This is a genomic window from Nocardia caishijiensis NBRC 108228 (assembly GCF_001612825.1).
Lineage (GTDB): Bacteria > Actinomycetota > Actinomycetes > Mycobacteriales > Mycobacteriaceae > Nocardia > Nocardia caishijiensis.
In genome coordinates, this window is the sequence record NZ_BDBE01000007.1 from 30,892 (window position 1) to 47,322 (window position 16,431).

Consider the following 16,431-nt stretch of genomic DNA (forward strand, 5'->3'; position numbering starts at 1 on the left):
GAACATCATGGGCAAGATCGTTGTAACAGAATTCATTTCGGCCGACGGCGTGATCGAGAACCCCGCCTGGACCCTCCCCTACTGGAACGACGACATCGCCGCGTTCAAGAACCCCGAGATCTTCGACGCCGACGCCCTGCTGCTCGGCCGCACCACCTACGAGGGCTTCGCCGCCGCCTGGCCGAACCACCCGGAAGAGGGCGACTACAAGGACCGCATGAACGCCATGCCCAAGTTCGTTGCCACCTCGGTCGAGGGTGAACTCGAATGGAACGCCACCCGCATCGAGGGCGACCTCGCCGAGACCGTCGCCAAGCTGCGCGCCGAGCAGAACCTGCTGGTGTTCGGCAGCGGCGCCTTCGTCGAATTCCTGCGCGCCAACAGCCTCGTCGACGAATACCGCCTCGTCGTCTACCCGGTGCTCATCGGCAAGGGCCGACGACTGTTCACCGATGTCGACGCCCAGGCGACCATGGCGCTCACCAGCACCGAAACCCTCGACAACGGTGTGCAACTCACCGTGTACACCGTCACCTCCGCCGCCTTGGCCGAGTGAGCGCTCGACTCACCCGGCCCGCACCGGCCTAGACCTCGAGATCCTCCTCGATGCCCTTGAGCCGGTGGCGGGCCAGGGCGAGGTTGGCGCGGGAACGGTCGAGCGCCAGGTAGAGGAACAGGCCCTTGGACTTGCGGCCGGTCATCGGTCGGATCACGTGGTACTGGGCCGAGAGGGTGATGAGCATGTCCTCGATCTCCTCGTTGAGACCGAGCTGTTCGATGGTCCGCAGCTTCGCGCGCACCACCTCGGTGTTGCCCGCCGCCGCGACCTGCAGGTCCAGCGACTTGCTGCTGCTCAGCATGCCGAGCGCCATACCGCTGCTGTAGTCGACGACCGCGGCGCCGATCGCGCCGTCGATCACCATCATGTCCTTGAGGGCCAGATCCATATTCGACATGTCTTACCTTTCAATCGTGCGCCGCCGCCAGATGAGCGGCGATGGCGCGAGCTACCGGCCGCGACTCCAGGTGGAGTCGGCCGACGTTCACATCCGGGCCCGCGAGCACGGTGAGCGCGGTGTACCCGGCGGCGTAGATCACCACCTGCCCGTCGCTGCCGTGCACGACGACCTCGTTGAAGCCACCGCCGTGCGCGGTGCTCGCCAGCCGGTACGACAGCGACAGCTGCGCGGCGGCCAGCGCCGCCATCCCGGCCGGTTCGATATGGGCTGGTAGGTCGTGTTCGATGAGCAGGCCGTCGCTGGAGGCGACGACCGTGCCGGTGAGGTGGGGGACGCGGTCGCGCAGCCCGGTGAGTTCGGCCTGGACGGCCGGATACCCCTGCGGTAGTGGTTGCGTGGCCTGGTCCCGCCCGTAGGGGACCGGTCCCGTGAGTTCGGAAACTGTCGTGTTCCGTTCGGGCAGCGGCACTTTGGTCAACCTTCCCCTCCACTCGCCGAGCAGCTTCCTGCGCCCGGTCATGCCAGCTCCGCCAACGCCGTCTTGATGCGGATCAGGAGTGCGCGATCCACCTGCTGCCATGGTCGGTCCACCGGAGGTGTCCAGGAGTAGGTGTCCGCGCCGCGGGAGTTCCGATTCGTGGTCCGGGCGGACGTGCCCGGACTCGGATCGGTCACATCGGGAGTTCGGGCGGCCGCGCTCGCTTCCTCGACGAGCGCGTGCCTGCCCGAAGTCGGTGGAGCCACCGGTGCGGGGACGCGGCGGGGAAGCGGGTTCCGGGCCGCGTGGCGGCCGCGTCCAGGGCGGGGTGTCGACGAAGGGGCGGGCACATCCACGTCGTCGCCGACTGACCGGGCGACCCACTGCCGCCGTCGGCGTTCGGCCTCGGACGGTACTGCGATCAGCCCGGCTCTGGTCAGGTCGCGGACGGCGACGAGGCACCCGTAGGTGGTGCGGCCCAGCTCGCGGGCGATGTCGGCGATGGTGCGGTGGTTGTCGGCGGCGGCGAGGACTTCGGCTTGGGCGGCGGTCAGGACCACGCGTTGCCGGTGGGCGCGTTCGGCGGGTGCGACGGGAACAGTCGACACCATGTCGGCCGTCCACGGGCCCGCGTCGGGGCGTCGGCGGCGGGCGCATTCGCTCACCAGGGCGTGCGGGGCGATCCGACACACCGGCGCGAGCCAATGTTCCTCCGTCGGCACGAATTCCGACTCCGCCTCGGATTCGAGCAGGAAGTAGGCCGCGTCGTAGACCGAGAGTCGTGCGAGGGTTTCCAGGCGTGGACGGCGCAGCAGCGCCCCCGGCTCGCCCGCGCGCGCACGGCGCAGGTCTTCGTCGGTGGCGACGCCCGCTTCGACGGCAAGCCGGTCGAGGCCTATCGTGCGGCGGCAGACCACCGAGGCGATGGTGCCACGGGCCAAATGGAATTCGCCGTCGCCCGCCCGCAATATGCCGGTGCAACCCTGTTCTTCGAGCCGGTGCAGTTCTTCGGCGAGGGCCGCGCTCATCGGCCCGCCAATTCTTTCAGGGCGACCTTGAGCTGGTAGCGCGCCATTCCCAGATTCGCCGCCGCACCGTCGAATACCGCGTGGACGAAAAGCCTGCCCTCGAAATCACCGTCGAGCAGGTGCAGTAGGTGAAAACCCGTGTCGCGGCAGACGATCAGTTCGCGGACCTCGTCATCGGCGGCAGCGCTGGTGAGGGCACTGCACGCGAGCACCGTCCGCATGACGTCGGTGGTTCCCGCCGCGTCCTCGTGCTCGTCGACGATGTCGTGGGCACCGACGGCGGCCACCGCCAGCCCGCTGGCGCCGTCCACCAGCGTCACGCCGCACGCACCGGGAATGTCCATGATGCGTTTCAGGCAGCCGTCGAGAGAATTCACCCGCACCCCCGGTCTGTCCTCGAAATTGGTCAACAGCACGAGACGCTATACCCGCCCGCAAATTTCCGCATCCCGAACGCGGGAAATTCACTGGGCCAGGAAAGTTTGCTGGTGGTTGCTGGAAAACCGCTCGGTATCAATACTTTTCGGTAACCAACGACCCGGTTCGCCGGAATGCTCCGAAGCCCGTGGTCATTCCCGGTTTCCGTCGTACAGCGACCCGGCGGCGAACTTCCGTTTTATTCATCTTCGCAGAACTCGCCATAGTGCGAATGCACGCCGACGCCACCCGACGGGTGCCCCCGATTCGGGTGGTGGTCGGCGAGTCGGCGCCGCCCGGGCGAGTCGCTACCTGGTCAGCCCGCGGCGCGGCGGTACCAGGATTCGGCTTCCCGGTGCGCCCCTTCGGATTCGAGCAGCGCGGCGAGATTGGCCATCGCCTTCGGATGGCCGAGATCGGCGGCGCGCCGGAAGCAGCGCCGGGCCGCGGTGATCGCGCCACGGCGGCGCAGCAGCAGACCGAGATTGTTGATCGAGTCGATGTCGCCCGCGGCGGCCGCTTCGTCGTACCAGGCTTCGGCGTCGTCGAGCCGGTTGTCGTCCTCGAGCAACCGCGCGAGGTTGTACATGGCGTCCACGTGCCCCGCGAGTGCCGCGTGGTGGTACCAGGTTTCGGCCTCGGCGATCTCACCGCTCTGGTACAACATGGTCGCCAGGTTGTACATGGCGTTACCGTTGCCCCCCGCGGCCGCGCGCCGGTACCAGATCTCGGCCTCCGCCAGCTCCCCGAACTGGTCGAGCAACACCGCCAGATTGTTCATCGACCGCGTGTGCCCCGCCGCCGCCGCCCGCCGAAACCAGTACTCCGCACCCTCGTAATCACTGTGGTTGTGGTAGAAGTGGGCGAGATTGTGCATAGCGGTACCGTCACCGCGCTCTGCTGCGCGGCGCAGATACGCCAACGTTCCCGGCGGCAACGGCACAGCTCCCCCTCGGATCTCCCGTACACCTCGTCACGGAAAGTCTATGTGCTGCAAGGAAGATCGGCCACGTCGATTTCGTGCACCCAATCCCGTTGAGCGCCTGTACTGTTGAGTTCCCAACGCACACCCCCGGCAAACTCTACAGACGGGTCACCCGAATGGTTCCTCTTGCCCGGCTGCGATCCGTGGCAGGTGCTTCTCCTCCGATCCCAGTGTTGGCCTCGACCCACCACCGGGCACATTCCCAAGGCTGCTCAACTGCGTCCAACGCTGTATTGATCAGCGCGACTTCCGGATAGACGCCCGGCTGACTCGCATCGACCTGAAAGGTGGGAAACCGAAAAGACCTACCAACAGGTAGACCGAGTCGGTGAGCGCAACGACCGCACGGCACTGGTTCTACGCTTCGCAACATTGCTGGTATCGAGGAGTTTTCCCGCCTCGGCGGTGCTCGCCCATTCGAAATGCCGCAGGATCTGTCGGTGCTCGGGCGGTATCGGATCTGCGCTCGCACGGTAGCCCGCCGACCAGATCGTTTCGTTCTCCCAGCCAAACGGGAAACCCATCTGCTCGACCGGGAGTCCGAGACCAGCGAATTGTCCGCTCATCAAGTCGATGACTCGAGTACGCCAGGTCGACCGCGGACTGATCTGCGTGGTCAGGAACGCGAGGACTGCCAACGACGCGTACACCCTGGACTTGGATCGCGGCGCTGACGCATGAACGAGTTCAGCGGTGTCGCCCAGCCGACCGAGCTGCACCGCAATGTTCCTGTTCCAAAGGCGGCCGTGGTGCGCGCAGATGTTTCGGATATAGGTGAGGTTTTGCATCCAGCCTGCCGGATCGAGATGGGCGAACGCACCACCAGCACCGACGATGTACCCCAAACGCATCCGCAACGCGACTTCGACTCGTTCGATTCCGTCCAAGACGAGCAACCGCAGCATGCGATCGAACTCGTACAGTTCGACAACTCGCTCCAGAGTCGGGCCGGGCACGAATATGTCGCTACGCCGAGGGCAATCGCACGACGATGCGCAGGGCACGGCGTGTTCGCGGAAGGTATAGCAGTAGCCGCTGAGCCGGTAGTACCCGATCGCCAGCAGCTGAGAGATCGCCGCATCCTCGTCGGCGATCACCATCCCCTGCTGTCGGAGCAGCTCGATTTGCTCCGACAGCGTCTTGTACGGCTTGTCGTAGCTGGTCGGTTCTCTATTTCCGGCTCTCCTGTAGCGCCAACTCGGACCGCAATTCACGCAAAGTCCGCCCCGACGGCACGTGAATCCAGTTGTGCCAGCCGTCGATATCGGTGCCGACCAGATCCTTGAGTGCGGGCGAAGGGGCGCTGTACAGGCCGTTCACGGTCCGAATCGAGCCGCCCTCGACGATTTCGGCAACGACCACCTGCCCCTTGCGAACGCGCTCATGACGCAACTGATCTCCGGCAGCGACCAAGCGTGCGTCGACAAGCGCAGAGAGACGACCCCTTCGCGGTATCGCCTCCATCACCAGACCCTGCGCATTCGGCGGCTCGCCATCCAGGAGCAACCTCCGCAACACGTCGTTGGGCTGCTCGAAGCCCCGACGATTGCGCACAAGTGCCTGGTAGACGTCGTCGTCAACGCTGATCTGGTGGTTCATTGTCCCGCCTTCACTTGATTTCCAGACAACTGTACGCCTGTGCGATAACAAAGTGCAGCAGTTTTCCAAAGATTAGAATCGGTTGATGCGAAGCGCATGAGCAGAACGCAGGCCGAGCCCGATACCGCAGATCGGCTCATGCGTGAAGTGCTCAACGCAAAGCGCCCGCAGACTCGACGAGTCTGCGGGCGCTTTGGGTCGAACTGATTACCGCTGGGCGACAGCGGTCGGGGGGATCGGCGCGGGGAGCGCGGTTTCGCCCTCGAGGTACTTGTCGACGGCGGCCGCGGCGGCGCGGCCTTCGGCGATGGCCCAGACGATCAGGGACTGGCCTCGGCCCATGTCACCGGCGACGAAGACGCCGGGGATGTTCGTGGCCCAGCTCTTGTCGCGCTGGACGTTGCCACGGCCGTCGTAGCCGACACCCAGGTCGGTGAGCAGACCCGGCTTCTGCGGGCCGACGAAGCCCATGGCCAGCAGGACCAGGTCGGCTTCGAGGGTGAAGTCGGTGCCTTCGACCTTCTCGAAACGGCCGTTCACCATCTTGACCTCGTGGGCTTCGAGGCCGGTGACCTTGCCGTCCTTGCCGACGAAACGCTCGGTGTTCACGGAGAACACCCGCTCGCCACCCTCCTCGTGCGCCGAGGAGACCCGGTACATGAGCGGGTAGGTCGGCCACGGGGTGGAACCGGCGCGCTCCTCCGGCGGACGGGGCATGATCTCGAACTGGTGCACCGACTCGGCACCGTGGCGGTGCGAGGTGCCGAGGCAGTCGGCACCGGTGTCGCCGCCACCGATGATGACGACCTTCTTGCCCTTGGCGTGGATGGGCGGCAGGCCGTCCTCGTCGGTGATGTCGTCGCCGAGCTGCACGCGGTTGGCCAGCGGCAGGAACTCCATGGCCTGGTGGATGCCGTCGAGCTCGCGGCCCGGGATCGGCAGGTCGCGGGCGATGGTGGCGCCACCGGCGAGCACGATCGCGTCGAAACGCTCACGCAGCTGCTCGGCGGTGATGTCGACGCCAACGTTCACACCGGTCTTGAAGATGGTGCCTTCGGCTTCCATCTGCGCGAGACGACGATCGATGACCGACTTCTCCATCTTGAATTCCGGGATGCCGTAGCGCATCAGACCACCGATGCGGTCGTCGCGCTCGAACACGGTGACGGTGTGACCGGCCCGCGTGAGCTGCTGGGCGGCGGCCAGACCGGCCGGGCCCGAACCGACGACGGCGATCTTCTTGCCGGTCAGGCGGGTCGGGTACACCGGGGTGACCCAGCCCTCGTCGAAAGCGTTCTCGATGAGCTCGACCTCGACCTGCTTGATGGTGACCGGCTGCTGGTTGATGCCGAGCACGCACGACGCCTCACACGGCGCCGGGCACAGCCGCCCGGTGAACTCCGGGAAGTTGTTGGTGGCGTGCAGGCGGTCGATGCCCTCGCGCCACGAGTCCTTGTACACCAGGTCGTTCCACTCGGGGATCAGGTTCCCGAGCGGACAACCGTTGTGGCAGAAGGGGATACCGCAGTCCATGCAGCGGCTGGCCTGCTTCTGCAGGGTCTCGTGGGAGAACTTGTCCTCGTAGACCTCTTTCCAGTCGAGCAGACGCAGCTCGACCGGTCGACGTGCCGGGAGTTCCCGCGAGGTGTGCTTCAGAAATCCTTGTGGGTCAGCCACGAGCCGCCTCCATAATCGCCTCGTCAACGTCCTTGCCGCTCTTCTCGGCTTCGGAGATGGCGAGCAGAACCTTCTTGTATTCGCGGGGCATGACCTTCACGAAGTGGTTCACCTGCTGGGACCAGTCGCTCAGGATGCGTTCGGCCACAGCCGAACCCGTCTCGTCGCGGTGGGTGGTGATGATGTCGCGCAGCCAGGTGAAGTCGTCACCGGAGAGCTGCTCGATGGCATCGGCCTGGTCCGGGTTGACCCGGTTGGGCAGCGTGCCCTCGGGGTCGTAGACGAACGCGACACCGCCGGACATACCGGCACCGAGGTTGCGGCCGGTGCCACCGAGGATGACCACCCGGCCACCGGTCATGTACTCGAGCGCGTGGTCGCCCACACCCTCGACCACCGCGGTGGCGCCGGAGTTGCGCACGCCGAAGCGCTCGCCCGCGACACCGTTGATCAGGATGCGACCGCTGGTGGCGCCGAACATGATCACGTTGCCCGCGATGATGTTGTTCTCGGCGACGAAACCGGCGGGCGCGTTCAGCGACGGGCGCACCACGATGTGGCCACCCGAAAGACCCTTGCCGACATAGTCGTTGGCGTCACCCTGCACGCGCAGCGTGATACCGGCCGGGACGAACGCGCCGAAGCTGTTGCCCGCCGAACCGTTGAAGGTGATGTCGATGGTGTCGTCGGGCAGGCCCGCGCCACCGTAGAGCTTGGTCACCTCGTGGCCGAGCATGGTGCCGACCGTGCGGTTCACGTTGGTGATCTTGGTTTCGATCTTCACGGCCTTGCCACGCTCGAGGGCGGGCGCGGCCTGGGCGATCAGCTCGTTGTCCAGCGCCTTGTCCAGACCGTGGTCCTGGGTGCCGGTGCAGCGGGTGTCCTGGTTCATGAACGCCGTCTCCGGCATGTCCAGGATCGGGGACAGGTCGAGCTTGGCGGCCTTGAAGTGCTCCTTGGCCTTGGCGGTGTCGAGCAGGTCGACCCGGCCGATGGCCTCGTCGAGCGAGCGGAAGCCCAGCTCGGCGAGCAGCTCACGCACCTCCTCGGCGATGAAGAGCATGAAGTTCTCGACGAACTCCGGCTTGCCCGAGAAGCGCTCGCGCAGCACCGGGTTCTGGGTGGCGATGCCGACCGGGCAGGTGTCGAGGTGGCACACGCGCATCATGATGCAGCCCGAGACGACCAGCGGAGCGGTCGCGAAACCGAACTCCTCGGCGCCGAGCAGGGCGGCGATCATCACGTCGCGGCCGGTCTTCATCTGACCGTCGACCTGGACGACGATGCGGTCGCGCAGGCCGTTGAGCAGCAGCGTCTGCTGGGTCTCGGCCAGGCCGAGCTCCCAGGGACCACCCGCGTGCTTGAGCGAGGTCAGCGGCGAAGCACCGGTACCGCCGTCGTGGCCCGAGATGAGCACAACGTCGGCGTGCGCCTTGGACACACCGGTGGCGACGGTGCCGACACCCGGCTCCGCGACAAGTTTCACGTGAATCCGAGCCTGCGGGTTCGCGTTCTTCAGGTCGTGGATCAGCTGCGCCAGATCCTCGATGGAGTAGATGTCGTGGTGCGGCGGCGGGGAGATGAGACCCACGCCCGGCGTGGAGTGCCGCACCTCGGCGACCCACGGGTACACCTTGTGCGCGGGCAGCTGACCACCCTCGCCCGGCTTGGCACCCTGGGCCATCTTGATCTGGATGTCGGTGGCGTTGGTCAGGTAGTGCGCGGTGACACCGAAGCGACCCGACGCGACCTGCTTGATCGCCGACCGACGCCAGTCACCGTTCTCCTCCACCTCGAAGCGAGCGGGGCTCTCGCCACCCTCACCGGAGTTGGAGCGGGCACCGAGTCGGTTCATCGCGATCGCGAGGGTCTCGTGCGACTCGGCCGAGATGGAGCCGTAGCTCATCGCGCCGGTCGAGAACCGCTTCACGATCTCGGAGGCGGGCTCGACCTCGTCGATGGAGATCGGCGCGCGCAGGCCCTTCTTGAACTTGAACAGACCACGCAGCGCGGCCAGACGCTCGGACTGGTCGTCGACCAGCTTGGTGTACTCCTTGAAGATCGAGTACTGGCCGGTGCGGGTGGCGTGCTGCAGCTTGAACACCGTGTCCGGGTTGAACAGGTGGTACTCGCCCTCGCGACGCCACTGGTACTCACCGCCCACCTCGAGCTCGCGGTGGGCGCGCTCGTTGCGGTTCTCCAGGAACGCGGTGCGGTGACGGATGGCCACCTCTTCGGCGATCTCGTCGAGACCGATACCGCCCAGCGGCGAGCGCAGGCCGGTGAAGTACTCGTCGACCAGATCCTGGGCCAGGCCGATCACCTGGTACAGCTGGGCGCCGTTGTAGGAGGCGAGGGTGGAGATGCCCATCTTCGACATCACCTTGAGCACGCCGTTGCTGGCCGCGGTGCAGTAGTTCGCGACGGCCTTGCGGTAGTCGGCGGCCAGGTCGCCGGTGCTGGCGGGCAGCGCGAGCGAACCGCGCTCGAGCATGTCCTCGATGGACTCGAAGGCCATGTACGGGTTGATCGCGGCGGCGCCGAAGCCGACGAGGGCGGCCATGTGGTGCACCTCGCGGGCGTCACCGGCCTCCACGACCAGGCCGACCATGGTGCGGGTGCGTTCGCGCACCAGGTGGTGGTGCACCGAGGAGGTGAGCAGCAGCGACGGGATCGGCGCCAGCTTCTCGTTGGACTCACGGTCGGACAGCACGATGATGCGGGCGCCGCCGTCGATCGCGGCCGACACCTGGATGTTGATGGCCTCCAGCGCGCGGCGCAGGCCCGCGCCGCCCTCGGCGACCGGGTACAGACCACGGACCACGACCGAACGCAGCTCGGGGTGGCTGCCGTCGTCGTTGATGTGGACGAGCTTGGCCAGCTCGTCGTTGTCGAGGATCGGCTGCTCGAGCGCGATCTGCTTACACGACTCCGGGCCGGGGTGCAGCAGGTCGGCCTCGGGACCGATGTTGCGCTTGAGGCTGGTGACGACCTTCTCGCGGATGGCGTCCAGCGGCGGGTTGGTGACCTGCGCGAACAGCTGCGAGAAGTAGTCGAACAGCAGGCGCGACCGGTTCGAGAGCACCGCGATCGGTGTATCGGTGCCCATCGAGCCGAGCGCCTCACCACCGGTCTTGGCCATCGGGGTGATCAGCAGGTTCAGGTCCTCGGTGGTGTACCCGAAGATCTGCTGACGGATGAGCACGCGGTCGTGCGACATGTGCACGTGCGGGCGATCGGGCAGGTCGGCCAGGCGGCTCACGCCCGCGTCCAGCCATTCCTGGTACGGCTCGGCGGCGGCCAGTTCCGACTTGATCTCGGCGTCGGTGACGATGCGGCCCTGCTCGGTGTCGACCAGGAACATCTTGCCCGGCTGCAGGCGGATCTTCTGGACCACGGTCGACGGGTCGATGTCGAGCACGCCGACCTCGGACGCCAGCACGACCAGACCGTCCTCGGTGACCCAGATGCGGCCCGGGCGCAGACCGTTGCGGTCGAGCACGGCGCCGATCTTCTTGCCGTCGGAGAAGCACACCGAGGCCGGGCCGTCCCACGGCTCCATCAGCATCGAGTGGTACTCGTAGAACGACCGCAGCGCGGGGTCCATGTTCTCGTTGCGTTCCCACGCCTCGGGGATCATCATCATGATCGCGTGGTGCAGGTCGCGCCCGCCCAGGTGCAGCAGTTCGAGCACCTCGTCGAAGCGGGCGGTGTCGCTCGCGCCGGGGGTACAGACGGGGAAGATCTTGTTCAGGCGGTTGTTGCCCGCCTCGTCCTTGCCGAACACGTCCGAACGCAGCAGCGCCTCACGCGCGCGCATCCAGTTCTCGTTACCGGTGACGGTGTTGATCTCACCGTTGTGGGCGACCCGGCGGAACGGGTGCGCCAGCGGCCACGACGGGAAGGTGTTGGTGGAGAAGCGCGAGTGCACGATGCCGATGGCCGACTCGACGCGCTCGTCCTGTAAGTCCAGGTAGAACGCGCGTAGCTGCGGCGTGGTGAACATGCCCTTGTAGATGAAGGTCTCGCCGGACAGGCTCGGGAAGTACACCGACTCCTTGCCGACCGCACCCTCGCCGGGACCCGCGTTGCCGAGCTCGTGCTCGATGCGCTTGCGGATCACGTAGGCGCGACGTTCCAGGTCCATGCCCGAGAGCTGCTCGGCCGAGTTCTTGGGCGAGCCGATGAACAGCTGACGGAAGGTCGGCATGGCATCGCGGGCCAGCGCGCCGAGCGAGGACTCGTCGATCGGCACCGCACGCCAGCCGAGCACGGCCAGGCCTTCTTCGGCGACGATCTTCTCGACGCCGTAGGCGGCGCGCGCGGCTTCGCGGCGGGCCTGCGGGAGGAAGGCGATGCCGGTGGCGTAGGAACCAGCTGCAGGCAACTCGAAGTCGACGACCGCGCGGAAGAACTTGTCCGGGAGCTGGATGAGGATGCCCGCGCCGTCGCCGGAGTTCGGCTCGGCGCCCGCGGCACCTCGGTGCTCCAGGTTCAGCAGTGCCGTGATGGCCTTGTCGACGATGTCTCGACTGCGTCGTCCGTGCATGTCGGCGACGAACGCGACGCCGCAGGCGTCGTGCTCGAATGCCGGATCGTAGAGCCCGGTGGCACCGGGTGACCTGTGGCCAGGAAGTTGCGTCATGCCTCTGCCTTCAAGAAAGTCGGCTGTCGATGATCGGCCACCCAGCAAGCTGAGCGTGGACCCTTCGTCGTTTCGCCTCCGTCAAGACTGCGTCCGTACGATCCGAAACCAGCGGCGATGATGGTTTGCGGCGTGCAGTCACGTCTCCAGTTGTCCACCCGCTTCGTTGACGTAGTGGGGGTGCTCAGAGGTAACGGGACGCTTACCTGTCCCTTACCTCCGTGCGGGGTTTCACCCGCTACTCTTGGCCCGGTTTCACCGGACCCCGAACAGGTGGTTGTGCCGAACAAGGGTGCGTTCGGCGTAAGAGCAAACGATAAGTCAGACCGCAGACCCAACCAACTAAGGTTGGGCTTAGAAACCCCTCTAGCTGGGGTTTGTAACGGCAGCTCGTATCGTCACACGCGTCGTCCAGTGTAAAGCAGGCGCGGGGCCGGATCGATCCCGCAGAACCGGCGCCGACCTGCGCGAACATCGTCGACGAGCGAGCCGGAACCGGCCGGAGGTGCGTGACCTTCGACCGAACTCACCTGCATCGCAGCAGGATTCCCCGGCAAAGCGCAGGTCAAACCTATGGTTTCCCGCTAACCGGGGCCGATGGGGGTGAGATATTCCCGACAGCGCCCCGACATGCCCTGGCAGCCAGCCGACCGTACGGTCTGCGAGTGAGACACTCTTCACAGCACATATCCAGCTACTGCGCGGCAGTGTCGTTCGCCACATGAGCGGCCCGATTAGGGCGCCGCCGCGGCTCGCCGAGGCCGACACGCCGAGGTCGGCGGCCCGCAGCGCCACCGCCGCGATGCGGTGACTTCCGATCTGTGAGGCTGACCACAAATACCGCCTCGCCGCTCGGTGTGGCGGCGCCGCGCCTGTCACGCTGACACCACGAATCCATGACAGTTTCGCCACGCGAAAGAACCGGGGAGAAGGTATGACCGGCACACTCGCCTGGCTCGGCGGCGGCCTCGGCACGCCCGCGCGCGACGACAACGACGACGCCGGGTATGTCGTCACCGGCGCCGCGGTGGCGTTGTTCGCCGTGGTCGCGGGGCTGGTCACCGCCGTCGCACTCGCCGCCGCCGACGGGATCGGGTTCTTCTTCGTCGCCGTGCTCGCCCTGCTCGCCGCCGTGGCCGCGGGCGCGATCGGGCGGGCGCTTGCCACCAGGAACACCACCGACGACCGGCGCGGCACGGCCGCCCGCATCGGCGTCGGCGTCGGCGTGCTGGCGGGGGTGGTCGTCGCCGAGCTCGCCACCACCGTATTGCTTGGCGGCACCGTCGACCGTGAACTGGACGTGCGCGCCCACACCGCCGCCGAAACCGCGCCCGCCGTCGTCACCGCGCGGGCCGAATACGACCTCGCCGTCGCCGATCGGGCCGCGCTCGACACCGCCATCGCGACCGCGCAGGCCGATATCGACCGCAACCTCGTGATCGCGCGCTGCGAGTTCAACCCGACCCCGGAGTGCCCGCAGACCCGCATCACCGGAGTGCCAGGGCGTGGACCCGAGGCCCAGACCGCCAACGACATGCTCGACGACGCGCGCAAGCAGCTCGCCGCCGCGCAGGCCCGCACCGACGGCCTCGACCAGCGCGTCCGCGCCGAGACAACCGAACTGGCCGCCGCCCGCACCGCCGCCTTCGCCGCCGGTGATCGCGGGATCGGCGCACGCTGGCTGGCGATGAACGGCTACAGCGCCGACCACCTCGGCGGCGCCGCACTGCGCCTGGCGATGCTGCTGGTCGGTATCGCGCTGGCGCTGCTCCCCCTGCTGCTGCGCTGGTGGCGCGGGGAGACCGCGCTCGACCGTAAGGTCGCCGCCGAGGAGATCGCCGACCGGGCCGAACGCGCCGCCGACGCCGCCATCGCCGTGAAACAGGCCGAGGTGCGTACCGAGGCGGCCGTGCTGCGCGCCGAGCAGGAACTCGATTCCCAGCGGCTGGCCATCGAGGCCGACGGTGTGATCGATCGAGAACGTCAACGAACCAGGATCATCGCCGCGATCGGCGGTTTCGAGCTCGGGTACACCGAGCCGCAGCGAAAGGACGAGTCCGTGGCTCTGGAACCGACCCCGCAGCAGCAGCTGCCCGCCGGGTACCTCCCGCAGGCCTTGCCGCACGGCCAGGCCGGTGCGCTTGTTCCCGCCGAGCAGGCACCGCCGCAGGCGCCGACCGGCGGCGGGTTGGAGTTGCCGATCATCGGGACCGTGCCGTTCACCGACACCGCCGCGCGCTGGATCCGGCCGCTCGTGCCCTCTTTCGTCGCCAATGCCATCGACTCGGCCACGCATCCGTTGCGGACCGCGCGGCAGGCGTTCGAAGAGGTGGAGGAGGTGACCTTCACGCTGCGGCGCAGTCGCAAGGTGACCGTCGACACCCAGGACTCGCAGCAGCAGTTCCAGCAGGCGCCGCAGCCGTACCAGCTGGCGCCCGGGCAGCAGGGCTACCTGCCGCCCGGTTATCCACAGCCGCAGTACAACCCGTACGCGCAGCAGATCGCGGCGAATGTGGTCGACGCGCCCGGGCGCAGTTACCACCCGGATCCGCGTCAGTACCCTGGGCAGCCGAGCTACACCGCGCTGCCCGCCGGACAGGGCTCCGCGCTTCCGGCCGCCGGTCAGGGCGAGCTCGGCGGGTCGGACGCCCCGGAGCTGCCGGGCGGTCACCAACGTCAGCTGCCACCTGCCCGCTAGTTCAGTGGACATCTGTACACCGGAATGGCCAGTGATCGATCGCACCGGTCAACTCCGGTTGCGGACGACAAAAACTGTATTCAGCAGTTGTTATGCTTACCCGAACTGAGAGTGACCCGGCTAACAGGTTCGCCTGATCGGGCAGATTCGGTTTACAGTTCGAGAGTGATCAGCGACGTACGCTCCGGGACGTCTTCGCCCTGGGGTTCGCCCCTGCTCGGACCTGTCGAGGAAAAGGCGACCATCCGCCGGGTGCGGGTGCAGCTGCTGCTCACCGCGCCCCTACTCATCGCGAACCTCATCGGTATCGCGATGACCGTCGTACTCGCGGGCTTCGTTCTGCCCGGGCCGAGTGTGTTCAGCGGTCGACTGTTGCTGGTGAACGCTGTGTTCACCCCCTTGTGCGCGCTGATGGCACTGGCCGTCGGCACCGTGTGGGGAACCGTGGCCGGGCTGCGAACCATGCGCTGGGCGACCGACCACGACCGTGTGCCGACACCCCACGAACAGCGCGTCACCGCGTCGGCGCCGCGCTGGATGGTGCTGCAACAGGCGATGCTGTGGACCCTGGCTCTCGTCGTGCTCACCATCGTCTACGGGGTGATCGAGCCGGGGCTCATCCCCAAACTCATCCTCGCCATCGGGTCGGCCGCCATCGTGGTGTGCGCCAACAGTTATCTGATCGTCGAGTTCGCGCTGCGACCCGTCACCGCGCGGGTTCTGCAGGCCGATCCGCAGCGCCGTCGCGGCATCGGCGTGTTCGGCCGGACCATGCTGTCGTGGCTGGTCGGGGTGGGTGTGCCGGTCGCGTTGACGATGGTCGTCGCCATCTGGGCGCTGGCCGATCCCCAGGTGAGCAAGGCACGGCTTGCGGTGTGTGTGCTCAGTCTCGGCGGCTCGGCCCTGCTGTTCGGGATGGTGCTCATGGCCCAGGTCGTCGCCGCGACGGTCGCGCCGATCCGCGGTGTGCGCCAGGCCTTGCGCCGGGTGGAGAACGGCGACCTCGACGCCGAGATAGCCCTCTACGACGGCACCGAACTCGGCGAGTTGCAGAGCGGTTTCAACCACATGGTGCACGGCCTGCGCGAACGCGCCATGATCGAGGACCTGTTCGGAAAACACGTCGGCCACGATGTCGCCATGGCCGCCATCGCCTCGCAGCCCGTCCTCGGCGGCACCGAAACCGAGGCCGCCGCCCTGTTCATCGACATCATCGGCTCCACCACCATGGCCGCCACCCTGCCCGCCCCCGAGATCGTCGGCATCCTCAACCGCTTCTTCGACATCGTCGTGGACGAAGTGGAACGCCACGGCGGCCTGCTCAACAAGTTCGAAGGCGACGCCGCGCTGGCCATCTTCGGCACCCCCGCCCCCTTGAAAGACGCGGCGGGGTCAGCCCTTTCGTGCGCCCGGGCGATCCAACGCCGCCTCCGCGACAGCTCCGACCTGGACGCAGGCATCGGCGTCGCCGCGGGCCGAGTGGTCGCGGGCAACGTCGGCACCCACAACCGCTACGAGTTCACCGTCATCGGCGACGCGGTGAACGAGGCAGCCCGCCTGTGCGAACTGTCCAAGCAGTACGAACAACGCCTGCTCACCTCCGGCACCACCCTCACCAAGGCCGCCGCCACCGAGTCCACCCACTGGACCCTCGGCGAAGAAGTCACCCTCCGAGGCCGCCTGAAACCCACCCACCTGGCCCTCCCCCACCCCTGACCACGGCAATCGACCCCGTCCACCTGCCCACCCGCACCCTGAATCCACGAGCCACCGCCTCCCGCTCACACAGCACACTCGAGTCCGGCACCGACCGCACTCCCAGCCACCCCGAACCACTCGAGTCCGCCACCTACCGCACTCCCAGCCCACGTGGCACCACTCGAGTCCGCCACCTACCGCACTCCCAGCCCACGTGGCACCACTCGAGTCCGCCACCTACCGCACT

12 protein-coding genes are annotated in these 16,431 nt (G+C 67.2%); 3 read left to right on the top strand and 9 right to left on the bottom strand.

Annotation, left to right across the window (positions count from 1 at the left end; translation table 11 throughout):
- Window positions 1-7: 7 nt before the first annotated feature.
- Window positions 8-556, top strand: a complete 549-nt coding sequence (locus NC7_RS01840; protein ID WP_067977974.1) for a dihydrofolate reductase family protein — start codon at window positions 8-10, stop codon at window positions 554-556.
- 28 nt (window positions 557-584) lie between these two features.
- Here NC7_RS01840 and NC7_RS01845 read toward each other — a convergent pair whose 3' ends face one another.
- The 9 genes from NC7_RS01845 to gltB form a co-directional block, all read right to left on the bottom strand.
- Entirely contained in the window at window positions 585-956 is a 372-nt protein-coding gene (locus tag NC7_RS01845; RefSeq protein ID WP_067977976.1) for a hypothetical protein, read from the bottom strand.
- Window positions 957-966: 10 nt separating this feature from the next.
- Window positions 967-1,479 (bottom strand): roadblock/LC7 domain-containing protein, encoded by a 513-nt coding sequence (locus tag NC7_RS01850; RefSeq protein ID WP_084457807.1) that lies wholly within the window; start codon window positions 1,477-1,479, stop codon window positions 967-969.
- A complete protein-coding gene (locus NC7_RS01855) occupies window positions 1,476-2,465 on the bottom strand; it encodes a hypothetical protein (protein ID WP_067977978.1) in 990 nt (329 codons plus the stop codon). Before NC7_RS01855 ends, NC7_RS01850 begins: the two co-directional genes overlap by 4 nt.
- Window positions 2,462-2,875, bottom strand: coding sequence for a hypothetical protein (locus tag NC7_RS01860; protein ID WP_236573177.1), 414 nt, complete (start codon window positions 2,873-2,875; stop codon window positions 2,462-2,464). The genes NC7_RS01855 and NC7_RS01860 overlap by 4 nt, the downstream gene beginning before the upstream one ends.
- A gap of 323 nt (window positions 2,876-3,198) precedes the next feature.
- Window positions 3,199-3,759 (bottom strand): tetratricopeptide repeat protein, encoded by a 561-nt coding sequence (locus tag NC7_RS01865; RefSeq protein ID WP_067977980.1) that lies wholly within the window; start codon window positions 3,757-3,759, stop codon window positions 3,199-3,201.
- 413 nt (window positions 3,760-4,172) lie between these two features.
- Window positions 4,173-4,967, bottom strand: coding sequence for an Abi family protein (locus NC7_RS01870; RefSeq protein WP_067977982.1), 795 nt, complete (start codon window positions 4,965-4,967; stop codon window positions 4,173-4,175).
- Between the two features lie 70 nt (window positions 4,968-5,037).
- Complete coding sequence (locus NC7_RS01875; RefSeq protein WP_067977984.1) at window positions 5,038-5,466, bottom strand: restriction system modified-DNA reader domain-containing protein; 429 nt, start codon at window positions 5,464-5,466, stop codon at window positions 5,038-5,040.
- A gap of 207 nt (window positions 5,467-5,673) precedes the next feature.
- Window positions 5,674-7,143, bottom strand: a complete 1,470-nt coding sequence (locus tag NC7_RS01880; RefSeq protein WP_067977986.1) for a glutamate synthase subunit beta — start codon at window positions 7,141-7,143, stop codon at window positions 5,674-5,676.
- On the bottom strand, window positions 7,136-11,788 hold the full coding sequence (gltB, locus tag NC7_RS01885; RefSeq protein ID WP_067977988.1) for a glutamate synthase large subunit: 4,653 nt from the start codon (window positions 11,786-11,788) through the stop codon (window positions 7,136-7,138). Before gltB ends, NC7_RS01880 begins: the two co-directional genes overlap by 8 nt.
- A gap of 934 nt (window positions 11,789-12,722) precedes the next feature.
- On the opposite strand from gltB, the gene NC7_RS01890 reads away from it, so the two are divergent.
- Together NC7_RS01890 and NC7_RS01895 are read left to right on the top strand one after the other, a co-directional pair.
- Window positions 12,723-14,486 carry a DUF4407 domain-containing protein gene (locus NC7_RS01890; protein WP_067977989.1) on the top strand — a complete coding sequence of 588 codons (1,764 nt, stop codon included), beginning with the start codon at window positions 12,723-12,725 and terminating at the stop codon, window positions 14,484-14,486.
- A gap of 165 nt (window positions 14,487-14,651) precedes the next feature.
- Complete coding sequence (locus tag NC7_RS01895; RefSeq protein ID WP_236573176.1) at window positions 14,652-16,202, top strand: adenylate/guanylate cyclase domain-containing protein; 1,551 nt, start codon at window positions 14,652-14,654, stop codon at window positions 16,200-16,202.
- Window positions 16,203-16,431 lie beyond the last annotated feature (229 nt).